This is a genomic window from Ensifer sp. Root31 (assembly GCF_001424825.1).
GTDB classification, from domain to species: domain Bacteria; phylum Pseudomonadota; class Alphaproteobacteria; order Rhizobiales; family Rhizobiaceae; genus Ensifer; species Ensifer canadensis.
The window spans coordinates 337950-358668 of sequence record NZ_LMCO01000012.1; the positions used below are offsets into that span (position 1 = coordinate 337950).

Genomic DNA, 20719 nt, shown 5'->3' on the forward strand with positions numbered 1-20719 from the left:
CTCAGCGAACCATCAGTTTCGGGTTGAAGTGGTCGCGCAAATAGTCGCCGATCACGTTGACGGCCAGCACAAGGACGACCAGTACAGTCGCCGGCATCACCGCAATCCACCAGAGGCCGGAGAACAGGAACTGATTGCCGATGCGGATCAACGTGCCGAGCGAGGGATAGGTCGGCGGCATGCCGGCGCCGAGGAAGGAAAGCGTCGCCTCCGTCAGGATCGCGCCCGCAAGGTTGATGGTGGCGATGACCATCACCGAACTCATGATGTTTGGTAGAATGTGGCGGCCCATGATGCGGCCGGACGGCAGGCCGATGACCTTGGCGGCGCGCACGTAGTCGCGCGCGACTTCCACCATGGTCGAGGCGCGCACGGTGCGGGCATATTGCACCCATTCGTTGACGGCAATGGAGAAGATCAACACCAGCGGCGCCCAGGCAAGCATCGTTTCGGCGCTGAGCTGCGCGCGGGCGATGCCGCTGATGAGCAGCGCGACGAGGATGGTGGGGAAACTGACAAAGACATCGGCAATGCGCATGACGATGCCATCGATCAAGCCGCCGAAGAAGCCGGCGACGAGACCGAGCACGACGCCGACCACGGCCGCGAAGACCACCGCGCCGACGCCGATGACGACGGAGATCCTGAGCCCGAACAGGATGACCGAGACGAGGTCGCGGCCCTGGTTGTCGGTGCCGAGCAGGAAGCGGGGATCACCGCCCTCCATGAACGCCGGGGGGATTTCCATGTCGATCAGCGAATAGGATGAGACGTCGCGAGGATCCATCGGCGCGATCAGCGGGGCGAAGATGACGAGGGTCAGCATGATGAAGAGCACCAGGCCGGCGATCATCACGGAAACCGGCGGAAGCCGGCGCATCAGGGATTGCGTAGCCATTATCGTGTCCTCAGGCGCGGATCGATGAAGGTGTAGAGAATGTCGACGATCATGTTGATCATGACGAACAGGAAGCCGACGAACAGAAGGTAGGCAGCCAACACCGGCACGTCGGGATAGCCCACGGCATTCGTGAAGAGCAGGCCCATGCCCGGCCACTGGAACACTGTCTCGGTGACGATGGCGAAGGCGATGAGCTGGCCGATCTGCAGGCCCGTAACGGTGACGACCGGCATCAGCGCGTTGCGTAGAGCGAGCCGCCCATAGATATAGGCGCGCGGCAGGCCGCGGGCGAAGGCGAAGCGGATATAGTCCGACGACAGCACGTCGATCATCTCCGAGCGCACCAACCGCATGATCAGCGTGAGTTGGAACAGCGCCAGCGTGATCGACGGCAGGATCAGCGACTTCAGGCCCGAAAGGGTGAGGAAGCCGGTCTCCCAAAAACCGATATCGACGAGGTCTCCGCGTCCGGAGGACGGCAACCAGCGCAGGTTCACTGCGAAAACCAGGATCAGCAGCAGGCCGGTGACGAAGGTGGGCATCGAAATACCGACAAGTGTCGCAGACTGGGTCAGCCGGGAGAGAAGGGAACGCGGTTTTAGCGCGCAGAGCACTCCGAGCGGAATGCCGAGCGACAGGGCCAGCACGGTGGCGACGACAACCAGTTCCAGCGTGGCAGGAAGACGGCTGAGCAACAGGCTGGTCACAGGCTGCTGGTAGCGGTAGCTCGTGCCGAGATCGCCGGTCAGCACGTGGCCGACGAAATCGACGAACTGCACCACGACCGGCCTGTCGAGGCCGAGCGCGACACGGACCGCGTCCTTTTCCGCCTGGGTTGCGCCTTCGCGCACCATCGAGGCGACAGGATCGCCGACGAAGCGGAACATGACGAAGGCAATGGCAGTCACTGCGACCATCACGAGGATGGCCTGAAGCAACCTGACTGAAAAGAGTCTGATCATCGGATAGTCCTTGAGGGAGCGACCTTGCCCGAAGGGGCGAAAACCGGGCTGTTGCGCTCCCGCGTCCCCCGCGCCGCCAGCGACGCGGAAGGGTTGACCCGGTTTGAGCGCAGTCCCGGCAGGCTTCGCTTGCCGGGACTGCGCCTTGGGAGAATCCCGACTACTTCTTCATCTGTGCGAACCACGGACGCACGTACTCGTCCGGGAACTGCGGCATGTCGAGCTTGCTGCTCATCGCCCAGGCGACCGGCTGCTGGTGCAGCGGCAGGTAGAATACCTGATCATGGGTGATGCGGAAGGCTTGCTTCAGCATCTCGATGCGTTTGGTTTCGTCGAGTTCAACGGCTGCGGCATAGGCCAGCTTGTCGATCTCGGGATTGGAGAGCCCATCGGCGTTGCTGCCGCCGAAGGTGCCGTCATTGGTCGCCAGCAGCGCTTGCAACGGGCTGAAGCCGTCCATCGGCGGCAGCGAAGCCCAGCCGAGAAGATAGACGTCGAACTCACCCTTGTCCGTACGCGGGAAATAGGTCGTCTTGCTCTCGACACTCACATTGGCCTGGACGCCGATCTGCGCCCACATGGAGGCGACCGCAAGGCAGATCTGCTCGTCGGCGATGTAGCGGTCATTGGGGCAGGCGAGCCCCGTTTTGAAACCATCCGGATAACCGGCCTCAGCGAGCAGCGCCTTGGCCTTGTCGACATCATAGGGGAGCGGCACGTCGATGGTTTCGTCGTAGCCGGTCACCGCCGGTGCGACGAGCATCCCGGCCGTACGCGACTTGCCGCGCATCAGGCGCTTCTGGATCGTGTTGGTATCGATCGCGTGCCACAGGGCCTGGCGCACCCGCACATCGAGCAGCGGATTGGGCTTGCCGGGGGTCGCATGAAGTTCCGGCCGGTAGCTGAAAATGAAGAATATGGTGCGCAGCGACGGGTTCTCGACGACCTTCAGCCCATCGGTGGCGGCGATGCGGTCGACGTCCTGCAACGGAACGGGCGCAATCATGTCGACTTCACCCGATAGCAGCGCCGCGACGCGGGTCGCGTCGGAGGCGATCGGACGGAACTCGACCTCGTCCAGATTGTGCTGCGGCTTGTCCCACCAGTCCTTGTTCACTTCGAAGACCGAGCGCGAATCCGGTTCGTAGGTCTTCAGCTTGAAGGCGCCCGTGCCGTTGGCATGGTTGCTGGCATAGGTGACGACTCCGGTCGAAGCATTGCCCGGCTTCAGCGCGTCATGCTCCTCCATCCAGGGCTTGCTCATGATGTAGATGGCGGCAAGGTCGTTGAGGAGCAGCGGATAGGGTCCGCGCAGGATGAGGTCGACGGTGTACTCATCGACCTTCTCGACGCCGACGACGGTTGAAAGGTTCTCGCGGTTGCGCGCGCCGGGGTCGATCTGGCGCTGGATGGTCGCCACGACGTCGTCGGCGTTGAAGGGCTGGCTCTCATGGAATTTCACGCCCTGGCGCAGCTTGAAGCGCCAGCGGGTCGGCTCGATGACCTCCCAGGAGGTGGCGAGCGCCGGCTCGAGCTTCAGGTCCTTGTTACGGCGCACCAGAGGGTCGAAAACCATATGGTGCACGCTCTGGGTAAAGCTGTCGACCTGTGCGTTGGGGTCGTAGGAAATGACATCGCCGGATGAAGCCCAGCGCAGTGTCTCGGCGAGGGCGGGGGCGGAAAGCGGCGCCACAAGGGCGAGACCCGCCAAGAGGGTCTTCAAAGAGGTTTTCACTGGTTTCTCCCGTTTAGCGTATACATATTATCTGTCTTATTGGATACGAATGTTCCCAGTAATAGTGTACATCTGATGCAAACAATATCAAGATGGCAAAAGTGGTTTTGGCGACGCTTCTCAAAAAAGAACGCCAGGCCCGGCAGCCGGAAAGGGAACTTCCGATGACGAATGCACTGCTGATTGAAAACGCCACGATCGTTACTATGGACGCGGACCGTCGCGTTCTTGAGCGCGGCCATGTTCTGGTCGAGGACGGGCGCATCGCCGGCATCGGCGAGGGAAGCTTTGCCGGAGAATGGCAGGCCGAGCGCATCGAGGCTGCCGGCATGGTCGCGATGCCTGGGCTGATCGACACACACGCTCATGCCGGACATATGCTGACCAAAGGGTTGGGCAGTGCAGCCGAGGACTGGATGGACGTGACCGGCCGCATTTACGCGACTGCGACCGACCCTGAGTTCTGGGCAGCGGAAGCGGCGCTGTCGGCGGCAGAGCGGATCAAGTGCGGCACGACGACTGCGGCGCTGCTGTTCGGCGGCGGCCCGGATATCATGCGCACCGAGGCACCGGAGGCGGCGGAGGCGCATCTCGCTTCGGTTGCCGCCATGGGAGTGCGTGAGGTTCTGGCCGTGGGGCCGAACCGATCTGGGCAAAATCACGTGTATCGCCAGTATACGCCGACGTCCCACAACGACATCGTCGTCTCCCCAGACCGGCAGATAGACGTGGCCACCGAGTTGGTCGATGCCTGGGCTGGACGCGACGCCCGGCTGCAGGTCGTGTTTTCGCTACCGGTTTTCGATGAGCAGGAACTGCGCGGGGAAACGGTATACAGGATTGCATGCAAGGTCCGCGACCGCGCGCGTGAGAGGCGAAGCCTTCTGGTGCAGGACGGTCATCGCGACGGATCCATCGCCGCCAACGATGCGCGACTTGGTCTCTTTGACGAGCGGTCGCTCCTTGCCCATTGCATAGACCTGACCGAGGCCGACCGGGCGGTCCTGAAGCGGACCGGTGCCAAGGTTGCGCACAATCCGAGTGCGCTGATGTCGGTCTATGGCCGCTGCCCGGCACCGGAGCTGATGGAGGACGGCATAGTGGTTTCGCTCGGCACCGATGCCGCGGCGCCCGATCGGTCCTTCGACATGTTCCGCAACATGTTCCAGGCCCATCGCTACCACGCGCGCCATTTCTCAGATGATACCGTGCTGCCGCCGCTGCGGCTGCTGGAGATGGCGACGATCGGCGGCGCGCGCGCCCTGTTGATGGAGGATGAACTCGGTTCACTCGAAGTTGGCAAGCGTGCCGATATCGTCCTTGTGAATATGCGTCAGCCCCATCTCTGGCCACCGCACGAGCCGGTGCAGCGCCTTGCCCGATACGCCAATGGTGCGGACGTGGACACCACCATCGTCGGCGGGCGTGTTCTGATGCGCGGGCGACGCCTCGTCGGCCAGGACGAAGACGCGATCCTCGACCGTGCCCTGCGCGCATTTCGGCTGGCGATGGCGCGGGCCGGACTTAGTGATCGCACGTAAGGCGCTTGGACAATCGAGGATCTACAATGACTGCAGACCTTCTTATCCGTAATGTCCGCCCCTTCGGTGGGCCTGTTGAGGACCTTCTCATCCGAGACGGTCGCTTTGTTGCGGCAGATTGTCCCCGTCCGGTGGCCGAGATCGACGCGACCGGACATGTCGCCTTGCCAGGGCTTGTCGAGGCACATACGCATCTCGACAAGACACTTGTCGGCATGGACTGGTTCGAGAACCGGGTCGGTCCGACCCGCAACGACCGAATCCTGGCCGACCGCAATGCCAAGCGCGAGCTTGGCATCAACGCCCGTCGGCAATCGGCCCGTCAGATCCTTCAGACGCTCGCCCATGGCGTTTTGAGCATTCGCAGCCACGTTGATGTCGACACCGAGATCGGCATCGCCAATGTCGAAGGCGTGCTGGAAACACGCGAGGCAATGCGCGATCTGGTCGATGTACAGATTGTGGCTTTCCCGCAAAGCGGCATGCTGCCGCGCGAGGGGACGCTTGAGTTGATGGATGCGGCCCTGAGGGCCGGTGCCGACATCGTCGGCGGCATCGACCCCGCCACGATCGAGCGCGATCCGGTGCGTCACCTCGATGCAATCTTCGCGCTCGCGGACCGTCACGGAAAACCTGTCGACATTCATCTGCATGAACCGGGCGACCTCGGTGCCTATTGTCTTGAACTCATCGTCGAACGGACCCGCGCCTTGTCGCTGCAGGGGCAGGTGATGGTGAGCCACGCCTATTGCCTCGGGACGCTCGACGCCTCACGGCAAAACGCGTTAATCGGCCAGCTCGCTGCAGAACGCATCGCGGTGATGACCGTCGGCAGTCCCTCTGCCCCGGCATTGCCATTGCGACTGATGCGCCAATGCGGTCTCACGGTTGCCTCCGGCTCTGACGGCATTCAGGGGACCTGGGAGCCGTTTGGAAATGGTGACATGCTGGAGCGCGCGAAGTACCTGGCTCAACGCAACGGTATGACCAACGATGTTGATCTCGAAGAATCCGCCCGCATCTGCACTTTCGGTGGTGCTGAAGGTATCGGTCTCGGCGGTTACGGTCTCTCTGAAGGCTGCTTCGGCGACCTGGTTCTGGTACCCGCGCGCACGTTGGCGGAAGCCGTCGCCCTGACGCCGCATAGGCGCACCGTCATCCGGCGCGGCCGCGTGGTTGTGAATGGCGGCGAATTGGCTGGCGATTTGCCGGCCATCGAATGAAGCTTTTTCGATGAAAGGCGAAAAGTCGGGAATTTGGTGTTCGCAGTGGCGGGCCGCGATCGGTCGAGCCGTCAGTATGCAACGGCCCAACCTGCCGGTTCAGCGGGCCGCCGACCGCGGCTTTACGGTTCGGCTTGTGTGGTGATAGTTGTTTGCGATCCAACGCTTGGCAATCGCTATCAATCGCACGCTTGGCTATTTTCGAGGAAAATCATGACTACCAAACCCAGCGACAGCAATGCAAGATCGGCGGTCCCCAAGTCAGATGCGGTCTATCGTATCTTGAAGCGTGCCATCCTCGACCAAGCATTCGCTGCGGGCACGAAACTTCCCGAGGATTCGATCGGTGAGCGGCTGGGCGTTAGCCGCACGATCGTGCGGCAGGCTCTGGCGCGACTGAACGGTGAGGGTCTGATCGAATTGCGGCCGAACAAGGGAGCATGCGTCAGCCACCCCAGTCTGGAGGAAGGGCATAATATCTTTGCCGTGCGCCGAGCGTTGGAGACGTTGGTCGTCGATAGCCTGATCGGCAGTCTGACGGCCCCGAAGATCAAGGAGCTTGAAGCGCACGTCGACGCCGAAGACAAGGCAAGGCTCGACAATCCGTCGGCCTCGATCCAACTCGCCGGTGAGTTTCACGTCCTGCTCGCACAGCTGACGGAGAACGCCATCCTATCGCGATACGTTACCGAGCTCGTCTCGCGCTCGTCCATGATTTTGTCGCTCTATGGTCGCCCTCATTCGTCCGATTGCGCCGTGTCGGAGCACCGCGAGTTGATTGCCGCACTTGCACGGAACGATCGCGAAAAGGCGTGCAAATTGATGGACCATCACATCGGGGCCATCACAACGCGCGCTCTGCTGAAAAGCAACTCGGAAAACGACTTGCCGGATCTCCTGGCTGCCTACGCAAAAGAAGAGGGCCTTTAGACCGTTTTGCCGCCTTGTGACCAGCGTGATCACTGGCGCTCCCTGCTGGACGTCAATGCCCGTTTTCCATGCGCGGACGAAAGTCAGGACTCCTACAGCGCCGCGCGTCTTATTGGACGCGCAAAGGTTGCTGTAGCGCTTTGACGGCTGCACTCATAAGATAATACAATATTCGGCATATATAGTATACAACTGGCCGCCAGCAGATTGGGCGGAAGGTGAGCAGATTTCGGCGCGCGCCGTATGCCACTCTCGCTTATACCCTCGCGTCGAGCAGCGCACCTACAGCGCCGCGCGTCTTATTAGACGCACAAAGGTAGCTGTAGAACTCTGAATTGCTGCATGTTTTTACATCGAATACGATTTAACGAAACATGCAGTCGGTGATTGGCAACATCGTTGCGACCTTTTTCGCGGCAGCGCATTAGTTAAAACGTCTTCCCAAACATTCCTTTGTGCCAGCGGTTCGCGCCGGCAATGTGGCGCAGGCACGCCTGAGATTGATTGATAATATTGTATGCATTAATTGGATGCAATATTGACACAAAAATGGATGCGATATAAATCAAAGATGGTATTCGCCGACGCCGGGAGCGCAACGTGCCAGATACACCGGTTTCCGTGCGGAAGCTTGGCGAGGTTCTCCTGTGCGTGGGTGTTTGCCGTGCCTGCGACTGCACGCTGGGACGTCCCAGCCGGTCGACGCGCCGTGCGTCGGCGCAGTGATAAGCGGTTGAACGGTCATGGAGGAGAACCGGACATGAATATCGATTTCACCACGCTACCCCCTCCCGATCGTTATCGATTGCTGACCAATTTCATTGGTCCGCGCCCCATCGCGCTTGTTGGAACCCGGTCGCCGGCCGGACACAACAATGCGGCGCCAATGAGCTTCTTCAACGTGTTTGCCCACGAGCCGCCTTTGGTTGTGCTCGGCATCCAGAACCGCGGCAATGGTGATGAGAAGGACACTGTCTCGAACATCCGCCGAACCGGCGAGTTCGTTGTCAACATGGTCGACATGGCGCTCGCCGAGGCGATGATCGTCTGCGGCGTCAACTTCGCCTCAGAAGTGGATGAACTCGATTTCGCCGGTCTGACACCGGTGCCGTGTGACCAGATCGACGTCGCTCGCATCGCCGAAAGTCCCTGCAGCTTCGAATGCAGGGTCGATCGCATCCTCGACTATCACAAGCGCGTGCTCGTCATCGGCAAAGTCGTGCACATGCACATCCAGGACCGCTGCCTTGATGCCGAGGGGCGCTATGCGAATCCGGAAACCTACCAGCCGATCGCCAGGCTGCATGCCGACAACTACATCACTTCAGATCGCCAATTCGAACTTAAAAAGCCGGAAGAGCTACTGCGCTTCGAGTTTGCACAAGTGAACCCCAGGCCATAGAGAGCCACCCGATGATCCGCATACACGTCATCAATCCGAATTCGACATCCTCAATGACCGACCAAATCGCACGTGCGGCCGAGGCAGCGCGATCGGAGGGCACAGTCATCGAGGCGGAGACCGCAACGGACACGCCCGCCTCGATCGAAGGCTACGCGGACGAGGCGATGGCCGTGCCTGCGATGTTGGCCGCGATCCGTGCCGCCGAGAAGCGGGGCGCATCGGCGCACGTGATAGCCTGCTTTGATGATCCCGGCCTTGCCGCTGCGCGCGAGGTTGCCTCCGGTCCCGTCATCGGTATCTGCCAGGCGGCGGTGCAGGTCGCAGTAACCGTAGCGACCCGCTTCACAGTGATCACCACGCTGCCGAGGTCGGTGCCGGTGATTGAGGATCTTGTCGCGCACTACGGCGCTGCCTCGCGCTGCCGCCGTGTGCGCTCGGTCGACCTGCCGGTACTAGCACTCGAAACCGACCTGGCAATCGCGCGCGCGAAACTCCTCAATGAGGCGCGCGCTGCGATACGCGAGGATGGTGTCGATGCCATCGTCCTTGGGTGCGCCGGCATGGCAGAATTGTGCAATTGGCTATCGCGCGAAACGGGGGTCCCCGTCATCGACGGCGTGGCGGCAGCTGTCAAGCTCGCCGAGGCATTGGTGAGCGGTGGCTTTCGGACCTCGAAGGCTGGCGCCTACGCTTATCCCCGCGACAAGTCCGGTGATCTCGTATCGGCTTGCCACCCCATCATTGATCAACGGATGGTTCACACGCCCATTTCCCAAGAAGTGATCAATTCGGCCGAAACGGCAACGTTTTGCAGTCTGCAACCGTAGCACATCTTGTCCCGTAGCTCGGCAAGATGCGACAGCTACAGGCTGTCCGTGCAAATCGAATTGTCATCATTACGCAAACTCCAAACCCATGATGAGGGAACGATGTTGGAACAGACACTGTCGCAAAGCCGCCGGGCATTTCTCGGCCAAACGGGGAAGCTGACCACCGCTTGCGCGGTCGTCGGGCTGACTGGCGGACTGGCTCACGAGGTATCTGCGAATACGGCCGAACCTGTTGCCGAGATTGGAGCAAACATGCTGACGGATCGTCACTACCTGCTGGCTGACGTGCGGCTGGAAGAAGGTTTCGAATATGACGGCGACACCGTCATCGGCACCCGCACCGCGCTGTACACCGTCGAGATCAAGGACGGCAAGATCGCCGCGCTTCATCCCGCGAACGCAACGCTGCCCAGCGGTGTCGCGCGCTATCAGGCGCATGGCCAACTGATGCTGCCGGCCATGCGCGATATGCACATCCATTTGGACAAGACCTTTTACGGTGGTCCCTGGCAGGCGCCGCGGCCGCGCCAAGGCAAGACCATCATGGACATGATTGCGCTGGAAGAAAAGCTGATCCCCCAATTATTGCCCACCTCGCAGCAGCGAGCCGAGGGCCTGATCGCGCTGCTTCAATCCAAGGGGAGCACCGTCGCGCGGAGCCATTGCAACATCGATCCGGTCAGTGGCCTGAAAAGCCTTGAACACCTGCAGCGCGCGCTGGAAAATCACCGCGACGACTTCGTTTGCGAGATTGTCGCCTTCCCACAACACGGTTTGTTGCATTCCAAAGTCGACGGCTTGATGCGCGAAGCGATGCAGATGGGCGTGCACTATGTCGGTGGGCTGGATCCGACCAACGTCGATGGGGCGATGGAGAAGTCACTCGACTCCATGTTCCAGATTGCCCTCGATACCGGCAAAGGGGTGGACATCCACCTGCATGAAACCAGTCCGGCCGGGATGGCGGCGATCAACTACATGATCGAGACCACGGAGAAGAATCCCGCGCTGCGCGGCAAGGTAACCATCAGCCATGCCTTTGCCCTGACTACACTGGCTCCTGAAGCATTGGAGGAGACTGCCTCCCGCTTGGCGGAAAATCAGATGACGATCGCCTCCACGGTCCCGCTTGGTGCTCTAATGATGCCATTGCCACAATTGAGCAAGGCAGGCGTGTTCGTGATGACCGGAACGGATAGCGTCATCGATCACTGGTCGCCGTTCGGCAGCGGCGACATGCTGGAAAGGGCCTATTTCTACGCGCAGCTTTATCGCGGGTCGGATGAGTTCCACTTGTCACGGGCCATGGCCATCGCCACCGGCGGCGTTTTGCCGTTGGATGATGAAGGCAAACGTGCCTGGCCAAATGCCGGAGATGACGCCGCCTTCACGCTTGTCGGTGCGAGTTGCTCCGCGGAGGCGGTGGCTCGCGTGCCGGCGCGCACCGCCACCTTCCACCAGGGGCGTCTGGTGTTCGGCAGTATCGGCAAAGCCTGAGGCCGACCCGCCGTTGCGAGCGCTCTCGCGTTCTGCACCGGCTGCGATACGCTTGATTACATCAACGGCGGCCGCATACGCAGGCCGCCGTTGTCGAGATTCCATCCAAAACCACACATGAACGACTGCGGCGACCGAACTCGGCCCGCGCATTTATCTTGGGCCTGCCTATCGCGCGGGCCACGCCGATCAACGCACCCTATTGTGCGGCCTCCTTCTTCCGGAAGCCGATGGTCTCGTCAGCATTCAACTCCACTCGCATTGTATACAAGTTCTGCCGATATTGTTGAGGTGGAACGGCGTCGCAGCTGCCAGGATTCGCGCCAACAGCGTTTCGTCGCGGGCGAAACGCGACGATAACGTCGGTTGTGCCAGCGCATTCTCATCCCAATTCTCGTCTGCATACCGCTTTGTCGGCTAAAATGTCGACAATCTAAAATGCGATCTTGACGCAAGATTGTATACATGAGACAGTCAATTTGTCTATACAAAACGGCGTGGAGGCCGCGATGTCTAGGCGGGCGCAGGGAGCGCCAAAGAGGAGAAAAAACTCATGTCAGTAAACAGACGTACGTTCCTGCAAGGGGCGGCCGGCGCTATCGGCTTGGCCATGGCGCAGGGTGCTTTGTCGAAAATCGTTTATGCGCAAGGTGCCGCCGGCACGCTCCGAGTTGCCATCGCCAAACCTGCCGGCAATCTCGATCCGCAGAGTCACTACGCGATCTGGGCCATTCAGGACCTCATGTTCGAGCCGCTCGTGAAATACGGCAAGGGCGGTCAGATCGAACCTTGCCTGGCAACCGACTGGAAGATCGAAGACGGCGGCAAGACGCTGCATCTGACGTTGCGCGAGGGCGTGACATTCCAGGACGGCACCAAGTTCGACGCTGCCGCGTGCAAATGGAATCTCGAGCGCTGGATGGGCATCGACCAGTTCAGCTGGATGAATTGCTCAAAGCACTTCCAGTCGCTCGACGTGGTCGACGACTACCACGTCACCCTGCATTTCAAGGAGCCGGTGCTCGCGCTCATGCAGGAACTTTCCTACACGCGGCCGACGCGCTTCCTGTCGCCTAAATCCGTAGGTGCCGACGGCAAGTTCAAGGAGCCTGTGGGTACCGGGCCGTGGCGTCAGATCAGCGCGGACGACACCCAGAGCGTCTTCGAGCATCACGAAGGCTACTGGGGCGAGTTGCCGTCCTATGAACGCCTTGAAGCCAAGGTTATCCCTGATGCCCGTTCACGGGTTGCGGCATTGCGTGCCGAGGAACTCGACCTGATCGGCGGTTTCTGGATCGCGCCCTTGACCCCGGAAGAGGGCAAGCAGCTTGAGGCGGCCGGTTTCAACGTCGTCGTCGATCCGGGCAACGTCACGCTGGTGATGGCCTATAATCCCGACCGTGCTGAGGCGCTCAAGGATCCGCAAGTGCGCAAGGCCGTCAGCATCGGCATCGATCGCGCTGCGATTTCCAAGGTGCTTTACCATGGCTACGCCAAGCCCGCCGGCAACATGTTCTCGGGCGCCTTGCCTTATGCCGGAACGCAAAGTGATGCCCCTGTCCGGGATGCTGCGGCCGCATCGGCGCTGCTCGAAAAGGCCGGCTGGACGGGAAGCCCCATCCGATCCAAGAACGGCAAGCCGCTGACGCTCGAATTGGTCGTCAGCCCGGACGCCGTGCCGGGATCACGTGTGATTGCCGAGGTCATCCAGTCCGAGATGAAGGAGATCGGTATCGACCTCGTCATCCGCTCGGTTGACCATGCCTCCAAGCACACGGACATGCTCGAACAGAAGTACGATCTCGGCTTCTTCCTGACCTATGGCGCACCTTACGATCCGTTCGGCTCGATCGTCGGACTGTGCCTGTCGACCTTCCACAACGACGTCGAGGGCAAGCTGGTCACCGATCCGGTCAACCTCGATCCGTTGATCAATGCGGCGATGGCCGCGACCGGCGATCAGATCCAGCCGACCATTCAGAAGGTCTATGACTGGCTACGGGACAACGACGCGATTGCGCCGCTGGTCTACGTGCCGAGCATCTGGGCGCATTCCAAGCGGCTCCATGGCTTCAGCAGCCCGGTCACCGAATACGACATGCCCTACGAAAACATTCTGCTGGCCGAGTAGGAGGAGGGTACCTTGATCCACTTCATCAGCAAGCGGCTGAAGCATTCCCTGGTCCTTCTGTTCATGGCGTCCCTGGTTTGCTTCACACTCGTGGTGTCGGCACCCGGCAATGTTGCGGTTCTGATCGCGGAGCTTCGCGGGGCGGTCGCTACACCGGGCTATGTCGAACAGGTCGCCGAAGAGATAGGACTGCACAAGCCACTGCTGATGCGCTACGTGGATTGGCTTGGCGACGCTGTTCGCGGCGACTTCGGCATTTCCTACAGAACGGGACAGGACGTCAGCGCAGACCTGGCGAACCGGATGCTCGTGACCGGGCTACTGATTGCAGGCTCGGCTGTGATCGCCGCCCTCATCAGCCTGGCTTTGGGTTTCCTCGGGGCCTTCTGGCCCTACAAACTGCCGGACCGCGTATCGCGCGGTCTGGCGCTCCTCGGCGCATCGACGCCGACGTTCTTCGTCGGGGCGCTGATGATCTATGGCTTTTCCGTCACCTTCCAGCTTCTACCGTCGTTCGGTTTCAACGGCCCCAAAAGCTGGATCCTGCCATGGCTCACCGTCGCCGTTCTGCCGGCCGCCGTCCTCAGCCGCGTCGTGCGGGTAGGGCTGGAGGAAGCGATGACGAGTCCCTTCGTTCTGACCGCCAAGAGCAAGGGTCTTGGTCGCACAGCCATATTGCTCCGCGAGGCGTTGCCCAACATCACGCCCCTCTTCATCAACGCGCTCGGCACCCAGGTCGGGCTGATGACGGCCACTGCGATCATCGTCGAACCGCTTTTCGCCTGGCAGGGTCTTGGGGATTACTTCCTCGCCGGCGTCCGCTTTCGCGACTTCATGGTGGTGCAGGCATGCCTGCTCATCTTCCTGACCTTCTTTATCGTGGTGAATCTGATCGTCGATCTAGCGGTTCTTTTGACCGATCCGCGCATTCGCCGCCAATGGAGCTGATCATGAACATGCTCAATCCTATCCTGGCCCGATTGAACAAGATGCCGCGGGCGGCCTTGATTACCATCGGCCTATTCGTTGCTCTGGGTACTTTCGCGCCCTGGCTGGCGCCCCAGGACTCGAGCGCCCAAAACCTGCTGGAGGCCGGTCTCGGGCCAACGGCCGCACACTGGCTCGGAACCGATCACCTCGGTCGTGATACGTTTAGCCGTCTGATTATCGCTGCGAACACGTCGCTGGTGAGCGTCGGCTCGGTTCTCGGTATCGCCATGACCATCGGTATCGTGCTCGGAACGATCGCTGGTTACCACCGGGGCTGGGTGGACGACCTCCTGATGCGCATCGTTGATGTGGGCCTGTCCGTACCGAGCCTGATCATCTCGCTGGCCGTGATCGGGATCGTCGGTCCCGGATACTGGACGATGGTGCTGGCGCTGGCACTTGCCTGGTGGCCCATGAGTGGGCGTATCAGCCGCGCCGTGGCAGTCAGCATCATGAGTAAACCTCATATCGAGGCGCTGCGGGTGCTGGGAGCCAGTCCCTGGCGCATCTATTTCGGCCATCTCCTCCCCGGTACGATCGGTTCGGTGATGGTCTATGCGACGGCAGACGCCGGCACTGCCGCTCTGGCGGTTGCGACGCTGAGCTTCCTTGGCCTCGGCATTCAGCCGCCAACGCCGGAATGGGGCCAGATGCTCGTCGACGCGTTGCCCTATCTCGAATCCGACCCGCGTCAGGTTCTGCTGCCGGGGCTTGCCCTCACGGCCGCCGTCATCGGCTTCAACACCCTCGGGGAGTCCATCGCTCTCAACCGCATTCCAAAACCGCTCACTCGGCGCATGCTCGCAGCGCGTCGGCTTGAGGTCGCAAGCTGGGGCAAGGAGAATTCCGATGCGTGACGAGCCGCTCCTGAACGTCAGCAATCTGACGGTCGACCTCCTAACCGCGAAATCGGCGGTCCGCCCCGTCGACGGTGTCAGCTATTCGGTCCGGCAGGGTGAATGTCTCGCCATCGTCGGCGAAAGCGGCAGCGGCAAGACGGTGATGAACTTCGCACCGCTTGGCCTGATGCCGACGGGCGTGTCGACGATGCTATCCGGCTCCGTCAAGCTGGAGGGGCGCGAATTGATTGGCCTGCCTGAGCCCGAGATCCAGAAGCTTCGTGGCAAGTCCGTCGGCTTTATCTTCCAGGATCCGATGAGCGCTCTCAACCCGGTGCGCCGGATCGGGCGGCAGATTGCCGAGATGGCCGAATTGCATCTCGACATGACGCCGAGGGCAGCCGAGGCACGTGCCCTCGAGCTCGTGAAGCTTGTCGGGATCTCCGATCCCGTGGCCCGGCTCCGGCAATACCCGCACGAGCTTTCGGGCGGGTTGAGGCAACGCATCGTCATCGCCATTGCCCTTGCGGGCGAGCCGAAGCTGCTGATCGCCGACGAGCCGACGACAGCCCTCGACGTGACGGTTCAGGCGCAGATCTTGCGGCTGCTGAAGGACGTGCAGCGTCGTCTCAATATGGCGATGGTGCTGATCACGCACGACATGGGGGTGGTCGCGGGTGCCGCCGACAACATCGTCGTCATGTACGCGGCGCGTGCCGCCGAATGCGGTCCGGTGGACAAGGTCCTCGTCAGCCCGCGTCACCCCTACACCAGGGGGCTGATCAACGCGATACCGAGGCGGGAGGATCCAATTGGGTCGGAGTTTCGAGGGCTCCCCGGCATTCCGCCGACGCTCGGCGCGCCGATCAAGGGCTGCGCCCTTGCGCCGCGTTGCGAGCTTGCCGTCCCCGCATGCAGCAATAGCCGCCCCCCTTTGGTCCGGTCGGACGACGGTGCGGTTCTCGTGGCTTGCCCCGTCGTCAATCAAGGAAAGGCTGCCGCATGACACACGCACCGGTTCTTAAAGTCGAAAATCTCCAGACGCGCTTCAAGAGCGTTCAGCGGGGCAAATTTGTCCATGCCGTCGACGATGTCTCGATCGAACTCTATCCCGGTGAGATCGTCGGGCTGGTCGGTGAATCCGGCTGTGGCAAGTCGACGCTCGGGCGCACCATCGTCGGCCTCGAGAAGGCGAGCAGCGGACGGGTGTTGCTCGACGGCGTCGACCTCAGCGGCCTTTCAGGCGCGGCCCTGCGCGATAGCCGTAGGGCGCTGCAATACGTCTTCCAGGATCCCTATTCGTCCTTGAACGATCGCCAGACGGTGGGGGAGGCCATCGATGAAGCGCTTGTCATCGCCGGCACCAGATCGCCCGAGGAGCGGGATCGTCGCACGAAGGAGCTTCTGGATCAGGTCGGTCTGGCGTCCGCGGTCAGGGACCGTCACACGCGCGAGCTCTCGGGTGGTCAGCGCCAGCGCGTGGCAATCGCCAGATCGCTCGCCGTCAACCCGCGAGTGCTGATCTGCGACGAGCCGGTGAGCGCACTTGATCTTTCCATTCGTGCGCAGGTGATGAACCTGTTCCTGCGCCTGCAGAAGGATCTGGGCGTGGCATGCCTGTTCATCGCCCATGATCTTGCACTGGTGCGGCAGGCGGCTTCGCGGGTCTATGTGATGTATCTCGGCAAGATCGTCGAGCATGGTCTGTCCCAGGAACTTTACGACCATCCGGGCCACCCCTATTCGCAGATGCTGCTGGCGTCAGCACCGGAGGTGGATCCGCGTGTCGAGAAGCTCCGCAAGGGGCCGTTGATGATTGGCGAAGTCCCCAGTCCGACAAACCCACCGTCCGGCTGCCGGTTCCGAACGCGCTGCCCCCTGGCGGTGGACGACTGTGCCAAGGCTATACCGCCGTCCCATGGCCTTTCGCCGGGCCACAGCGCCGCCTGCATTTTTGCGCGGGATCTTCATCGAGGCAAGCGATCGGCGCTCCTTCAGCCCGAGGCATCGGTCGCGTGAAGCGCGAGGGCTGCTCGCCGACGAAGCGTTGTCGGCGGCGCTTTCTGCGACTTTAGAAGTTGCCATTCCCTCGCGTCCCCCTGATCAGGACGCGCGCCTGCCCCGCCATCAGGCGGGGCTTTTTTTTGTCCGACAATCGCTCAATCCAGATCCGCCATTTCCCAGAACGTCATCGGTGTCAGCTCGGCTTACGCACGCTTTCGGTAATCGCCTGCGCCATGGTCTCGGCTGCCCGGGAGGGTTTGTTGCGCGGGTAGGCGATGTGGAAGAGGTCTTCGAAGCTCATGCGCTCGGGGGCGAGCAGCCGCAGGCGGCCATCGCGCACCCATTCGTCTGCGTAGTGGTCGGGCAGGAAGCCGATATAGGCGCCGGATAGGAGCAGCAGCAGGGTCCCTTCCATATGCGGGGTCGCGGCCGCCCAGGTGAAGTTCACGCCGCAGATCGTCTCGTTCAGCATGTAGGTGCGCCCGGCGAAGGATTGTGTCTCCAGAACGGCGTCGGTTAGGTCGCCATCGGGTGTCGCGAAGAGCGGATGCCCCTCGGCGCAGTAGAGCTTCTGCAGCTCGGAAAACGCCGGCTGGCTGCGGAAATGCGGCGTGACGCTGCCGACGGACGGCATGAGCACGATCTGGTAGGTGCCGTTCAGCAGGCCCTGATGCAGTACCTGCGGCGCGGCGACGTCGATTTCCAGGTGCACCCGCGGCGCCTTGGCATGAAAGGCGGCGAGCGCGCCCTGGAGGTCGAGGTTGCGGTTGGTGATCATGGCGTCCACGGTGCCGAAGCTGAGGCTGCCGGTAAGCTCTCCCTGCGCCTCGCCGATACGGCCCTGGAATTTTTCCAGCGAGCCGAAGAGTTCGAGGGCCGCTTCGTAGACGAGCCGCCCCTCGTCGGTGAGCAGGAAGCCGCCGCGTCCACGGCTGCACAGGCGCAGGCCGAGACGTTCTTCCAGATGGCGCATATGGGTGGAGATCGTCGCCTGCGTCATGCCCAGCGCTGATTGCGCGGCGGAAAAACCGCCGTGCTGCACGACCGAAGCGAAGACGCGCAGGAGCCGAAGCTCGGCATCGCCGAGCGAGAGATGGAGGACGCGGTGGCGGACCTTGTTGATCATTCATTGATTAATGCACAAGTGAACATGCAATCATAGATGCTTTTAAATGTATCTCCCTCCGGCACACTCCTTCCACCTATGGAGGGGTGACATGGCCAGCAATTCCTACGAAACCGGACGTTTGAACCTGCCGTTCGTCGGCATCTGCACGTTCGGCAAATATCCCTATCAGCCGGACTGGGACGCCATCGACGCCGATGTGGCGATCCTCGGCGCGCCGTTCGACTGCGGCACGCAGTGGCGGGCGGGCACCCGCTTCGGTCCACGCTCGATCCGCGAAGCTTCGACGCTGTTTTCCTTCGGCCACGGCGGCGCCTACGATCACGAGGACGACGTCACCTATCTGCCGAGCGGTGAGGTCTCGATCGTCGATATCGGCGATGCTGACATCGTCCACACCGACACGATGAAGAGCCACGCCAATATCGAATTCGGCGTGCGCAAGATCCTCACCGCCGGCGCGCTGCCGGTGGTGCTGGGCGGCGACCATTCCGTCAACATCCCCTGTATCAATGCCTTTGCCGAGGACTGCGAAAAGAACGGCCCGATCCACATCGTCCAGATCGACGCCCATCTCGATTTCGTCGACGAGCGCCATGGCGTGCGCTACGGCCACGGCAACCCGATGCGCCGCGCCGCCGAAAAGCCCTATGTCAGCGGTCTGTCGCAGTTCGGCATCCGCAATGTCTCCTCTACCGCCAGGGAAGGCTACGAGGATGCCCGCAAGATGGGCTCCGACATCCTCTCGGTGCGCCAGATCCGCGCGCTCGGCACGGATGCGGTGGCCGAACGGGTGCCGCCCGGCGCACGCTACTACGTCACCATCGACATCGACGGCTTCGATCCGTCGATCGCGCCGGGCACCGGCACGCCGTCGCATGGCGGATTCATCTACTACGAAGTGCTGGAAATTCTCGCCGCGCTTGTCAAGCGCGGCACGGTCGTCGGCATCGATCTCGTAGAGGTTGCACCGGACTACGATCATTCCGGTTCAACATCCACTTTGGCCGCACAGGTGCTCATGAACCTCATCGGTCGCGTCATGCATGCAAGGGGAACGTGAGGCCCAGGCCTACGAGGAGGACACGACATGGACGAAAACGTCCGCAATTATCTGGATCAATACGGCGTCAGCGACGCGACCCGGCGGTTTCTGGCGAAGCCCCAGAAGATGTTCATCGACGGTGCCTGGGTCGACAGCGGCAACGGTGCAACCTTCGACGTTTTCGAACCTTCCACGAGCGGCCTGGTAACCCGGGTGCCGTCAGGCACGACCGAGGATCTCGACCGCGCCGTCAAGGCCGCGCGCCGCCAGTTCGATGGGGGCGCCTGGCGCCGCCTCAAGCCGCTCGAACGCGAGCGCCTGATCCACCGCCTCGCAGACCTGATCGAAGCGCACGCCGACGAACTGGCGGAGATCGAAGCCATCGACATGGGCAAGTCGGTGACATTCGCCAGAGAGGTCGACGTTCAGGGCACGATCGATACCTTCCGATATTTCGCCGGCTGGGCCTCCAAGTTGCATGGGCGCACGGTCGAGCCGTCCCTGCCGGGCAATTACCTGGCCTATACCCGCAAGGAGCCCCTGGGCGTCGTCGCGGCCATCGTGCCGTGGAATTTCCCGCTCCAGACCATGGCCTGGAAGCTTGCAGCTGCCCTTGCAGTCGGCTGCACCACTATCGTCAAGCCGGCCGAGCTGACCTCGCTTGCGACCCTGCGCTTCGGCGAACTGGTGCAGGAAGCCGGCATTCCGGACGGTGTGGTCAACATTGTAACGGGCCGGGGCAGCGTGATCGGCGCGGCCATGTCGGCCCACCCCGGCATCGACAAGGTCACGTTCACCGGCTCGACGCCGGTCGGCCAGGAGGTCGGGCGCACGGCCGTCGGGCATCTCAAGCATGTGACGCTGGAACTGGGCGGCAAATCCCCCGTCCTGGTGCTCGACGATGCGGATCTGGCAAGTGCGGCCCGCGCGGTGGTCAACGGCGTATTCTTCAACTCCGGACAGGTCTGCGACGCCGGCACGCGCGTCTATGTCCAGCGCTCGGTCCATGACGCCTTCCTCGACGAATTGGTCGCCGTCACCCGCACGCTGAAGGTCGCGCCCGGACTGGACCGCGACTGCTATATCGGCCCCCTGGTGTCGGCGCAGCAGAAGAAGGTCGTTTCTGCGTATATCGAGGCCGGCCGCCGCGAAGGCGCCGAACTGATCCATGGGGGCGGCAGCCCCGATCGGCCGGGCCATTTCATCGAGCCCGCCATCTTCGCCCGCTGCAAACCCGAGATGAGCATCGTGCGGGAGGAGATTTTTGGCCCGGTGCTTGTGACCGATGCCTTCGACGAACTGGACGACGCGGTCGCGCTGGCGAACGACTCCGCTTTCGGCCTCGCCGCCGCCATCTACTCGAACGACTTGTCCCGTGTGCATGGGCTTATTCCGCGCCTTAACGCCGGCTCGATCTACGTCAACGCCCACAGCACCATCGATCCCTCCATGCCGTTCGGCGGCTTCAAGGCATCGGGCTTCGGCAAGGATCTGGGGCCGGAGCAGCTGGATTACCTGATGGAAACGAAGGCTGTCTGGATCACGCTGCCATGAGGCCCT

The 20719-nt window shown here is 61.9% G+C and carries 17 protein-coding genes; 13 read left to right on the forward strand and 4 right to left on the reverse strand.

Annotated elements, in window-relative coordinates:
• Position 1: 1 nt before the first annotated feature.
• The 3 genes from ASD00_RS13470 to ASD00_RS13480 all read right to left on the reverse strand — a co-directional run bounded on the left by ASD00_RS13470 (position 2) and on the right by ASD00_RS13480 (position 3598).
• Positions 2 to 898, reverse strand: a complete 897-nt coding sequence (locus ASD00_RS13470; RefSeq protein WP_057207120.1) for an ABC transporter permease — start codon at positions 896 to 898, stop codon at positions 2 to 4.
• A complete protein-coding gene (locus tag ASD00_RS13475; RefSeq protein ID WP_057207122.1) occupies positions 898 to 1863 on the reverse strand; it encodes an ABC transporter permease in 966 nt (321 codons plus the stop codon). The genes ASD00_RS13470 and ASD00_RS13475 overlap by 1 nt, the downstream gene beginning before the upstream one ends.
• A gap of 160 nt (positions 1864 to 2023) precedes the next feature.
• On the reverse strand, positions 2024 to 3598 hold the full coding sequence (locus ASD00_RS13480) for an ABC transporter substrate-binding protein (RefSeq protein WP_057207124.1): 1575 nt from the start codon (positions 3596 to 3598) through the stop codon (positions 2024 to 2026).
• Positions 3599 to 3762: 164 nt separating this feature from the next.
• On the opposite strand from ASD00_RS13480, the gene ASD00_RS13485 reads away from it, so the two are divergent.
• From ASD00_RS13485 to ASD00_RS13535, 11 genes are all read left to right on the forward strand, one after another.
• Positions 3763 to 5139 carry an amidohydrolase family protein gene (locus ASD00_RS13485; RefSeq protein WP_057207321.1) on the forward strand — a complete coding sequence of 459 codons (1377 nt, stop codon included), beginning with the start codon at positions 3763 to 3765 and terminating at the stop codon, positions 5137 to 5139.
• A gap of 26 nt (positions 5140 to 5165) precedes the next feature.
• Positions 5166 to 6362 (forward strand): amidohydrolase, encoded by a 1197-nt coding sequence (locus tag ASD00_RS13490; protein WP_057207125.1) that lies wholly within the window; start codon positions 5166 to 5168, stop codon positions 6360 to 6362.
• Between the two features lie 213 nt (positions 6363 to 6575).
• Positions 6576 to 7292 (forward strand): GntR family transcriptional regulator, encoded by a 717-nt coding sequence (locus tag ASD00_RS13495; RefSeq protein WP_057207126.1) that lies wholly within the window; start codon positions 6576 to 6578, stop codon positions 7290 to 7292.
• A gap of 760 nt (positions 7293 to 8052) precedes the next feature.
• Positions 8053 to 8694: a flavin reductase family protein gene (locus ASD00_RS13500; protein WP_057207127.1), complete on the forward strand. Its 642-nt coding sequence runs from the start codon at positions 8053 to 8055 to the stop codon at positions 8692 to 8694.
• Between the two features lie 14 nt (positions 8695 to 8708).
• Complete coding sequence (locus ASD00_RS13505) at positions 8709 to 9524, forward strand: aspartate/glutamate racemase family protein (RefSeq protein WP_082523568.1); 816 nt, start codon at positions 8709 to 8711, stop codon at positions 9522 to 9524.
• Between the two features lie 102 nt (positions 9525 to 9626).
• Complete coding sequence (locus ASD00_RS13510) at positions 9627 to 11024, forward strand: amidohydrolase family protein (protein ID WP_244496045.1); 1398 nt, start codon at positions 9627 to 9629, stop codon at positions 11022 to 11024.
• 553 nt (positions 11025 to 11577) lie between these two features.
• A complete protein-coding gene (locus ASD00_RS13515; protein ID WP_025430341.1) occupies positions 11578 to 13155 on the forward strand; it encodes a nickel ABC transporter substrate-binding protein in 1578 nt (525 codons plus the stop codon).
• Positions 13156 to 13167: 12 nt separating this feature from the next.
• Positions 13168 to 14103 (forward strand): ABC transporter permease, encoded by a 936-nt coding sequence (locus ASD00_RS13520; protein WP_025430340.1) that lies wholly within the window; start codon positions 13168 to 13170, stop codon positions 14101 to 14103.
• The gene (locus tag ASD00_RS13525; RefSeq protein ID WP_025430339.1) at positions 14094 to 15002 is read left to right on the forward strand and encodes an ABC transporter permease; all 909 of its coding nucleotides are present in this window, start codon (positions 14094 to 14096) and stop codon (positions 15000 to 15002) included. Before ASD00_RS13520 ends, ASD00_RS13525 begins: the two co-directional genes overlap by 10 nt.
• Positions 14995 to 15990, forward strand: coding sequence for an ABC transporter ATP-binding protein (locus ASD00_RS13530; protein WP_057207128.1), 996 nt, complete (start codon positions 14995 to 14997; stop codon positions 15988 to 15990). The genes ASD00_RS13525 and ASD00_RS13530 overlap by 8 nt, the downstream gene beginning before the upstream one ends.
• Positions 15987 to 17003 carry an ABC transporter ATP-binding protein gene (locus ASD00_RS13535; RefSeq protein WP_057207129.1) on the forward strand — a complete coding sequence of 339 codons (1017 nt, stop codon included), beginning with the start codon at positions 15987 to 15989 and terminating at the stop codon, positions 17001 to 17003. Before ASD00_RS13530 ends, ASD00_RS13535 begins: the two co-directional genes overlap by 4 nt.
• A gap of 178 nt (positions 17004 to 17181) precedes the next feature.
• Here ASD00_RS13535 and ASD00_RS13540 read toward each other — a convergent pair whose 3' ends face one another.
• On the reverse strand, positions 17182 to 18114 hold the full coding sequence (locus tag ASD00_RS13540; RefSeq protein WP_057207130.1) for a LysR family transcriptional regulator: 933 nt from the start codon (positions 18112 to 18114) through the stop codon (positions 17182 to 17184).
• 91 nt (positions 18115 to 18205) lie between these two features.
• On the opposite strand from ASD00_RS13540, the gene speB reads away from it, so the two are divergent.
• Positions 18206 to 19177 (forward strand): agmatinase, encoded by a 972-nt coding sequence (speB, locus tag ASD00_RS13545; RefSeq protein WP_057207131.1) that lies wholly within the window; start codon positions 18206 to 18208, stop codon positions 19175 to 19177.
• Positions 19178 to 19204: 27 nt separating this feature from the next.
• Positions 19205 to 20713, forward strand: a complete 1509-nt coding sequence (locus tag ASD00_RS13550) for an aldehyde dehydrogenase family protein (protein ID WP_057207132.1) — start codon at positions 19205 to 19207, stop codon at positions 20711 to 20713.
• Positions 20714 to 20719 lie beyond the last annotated feature (6 nt).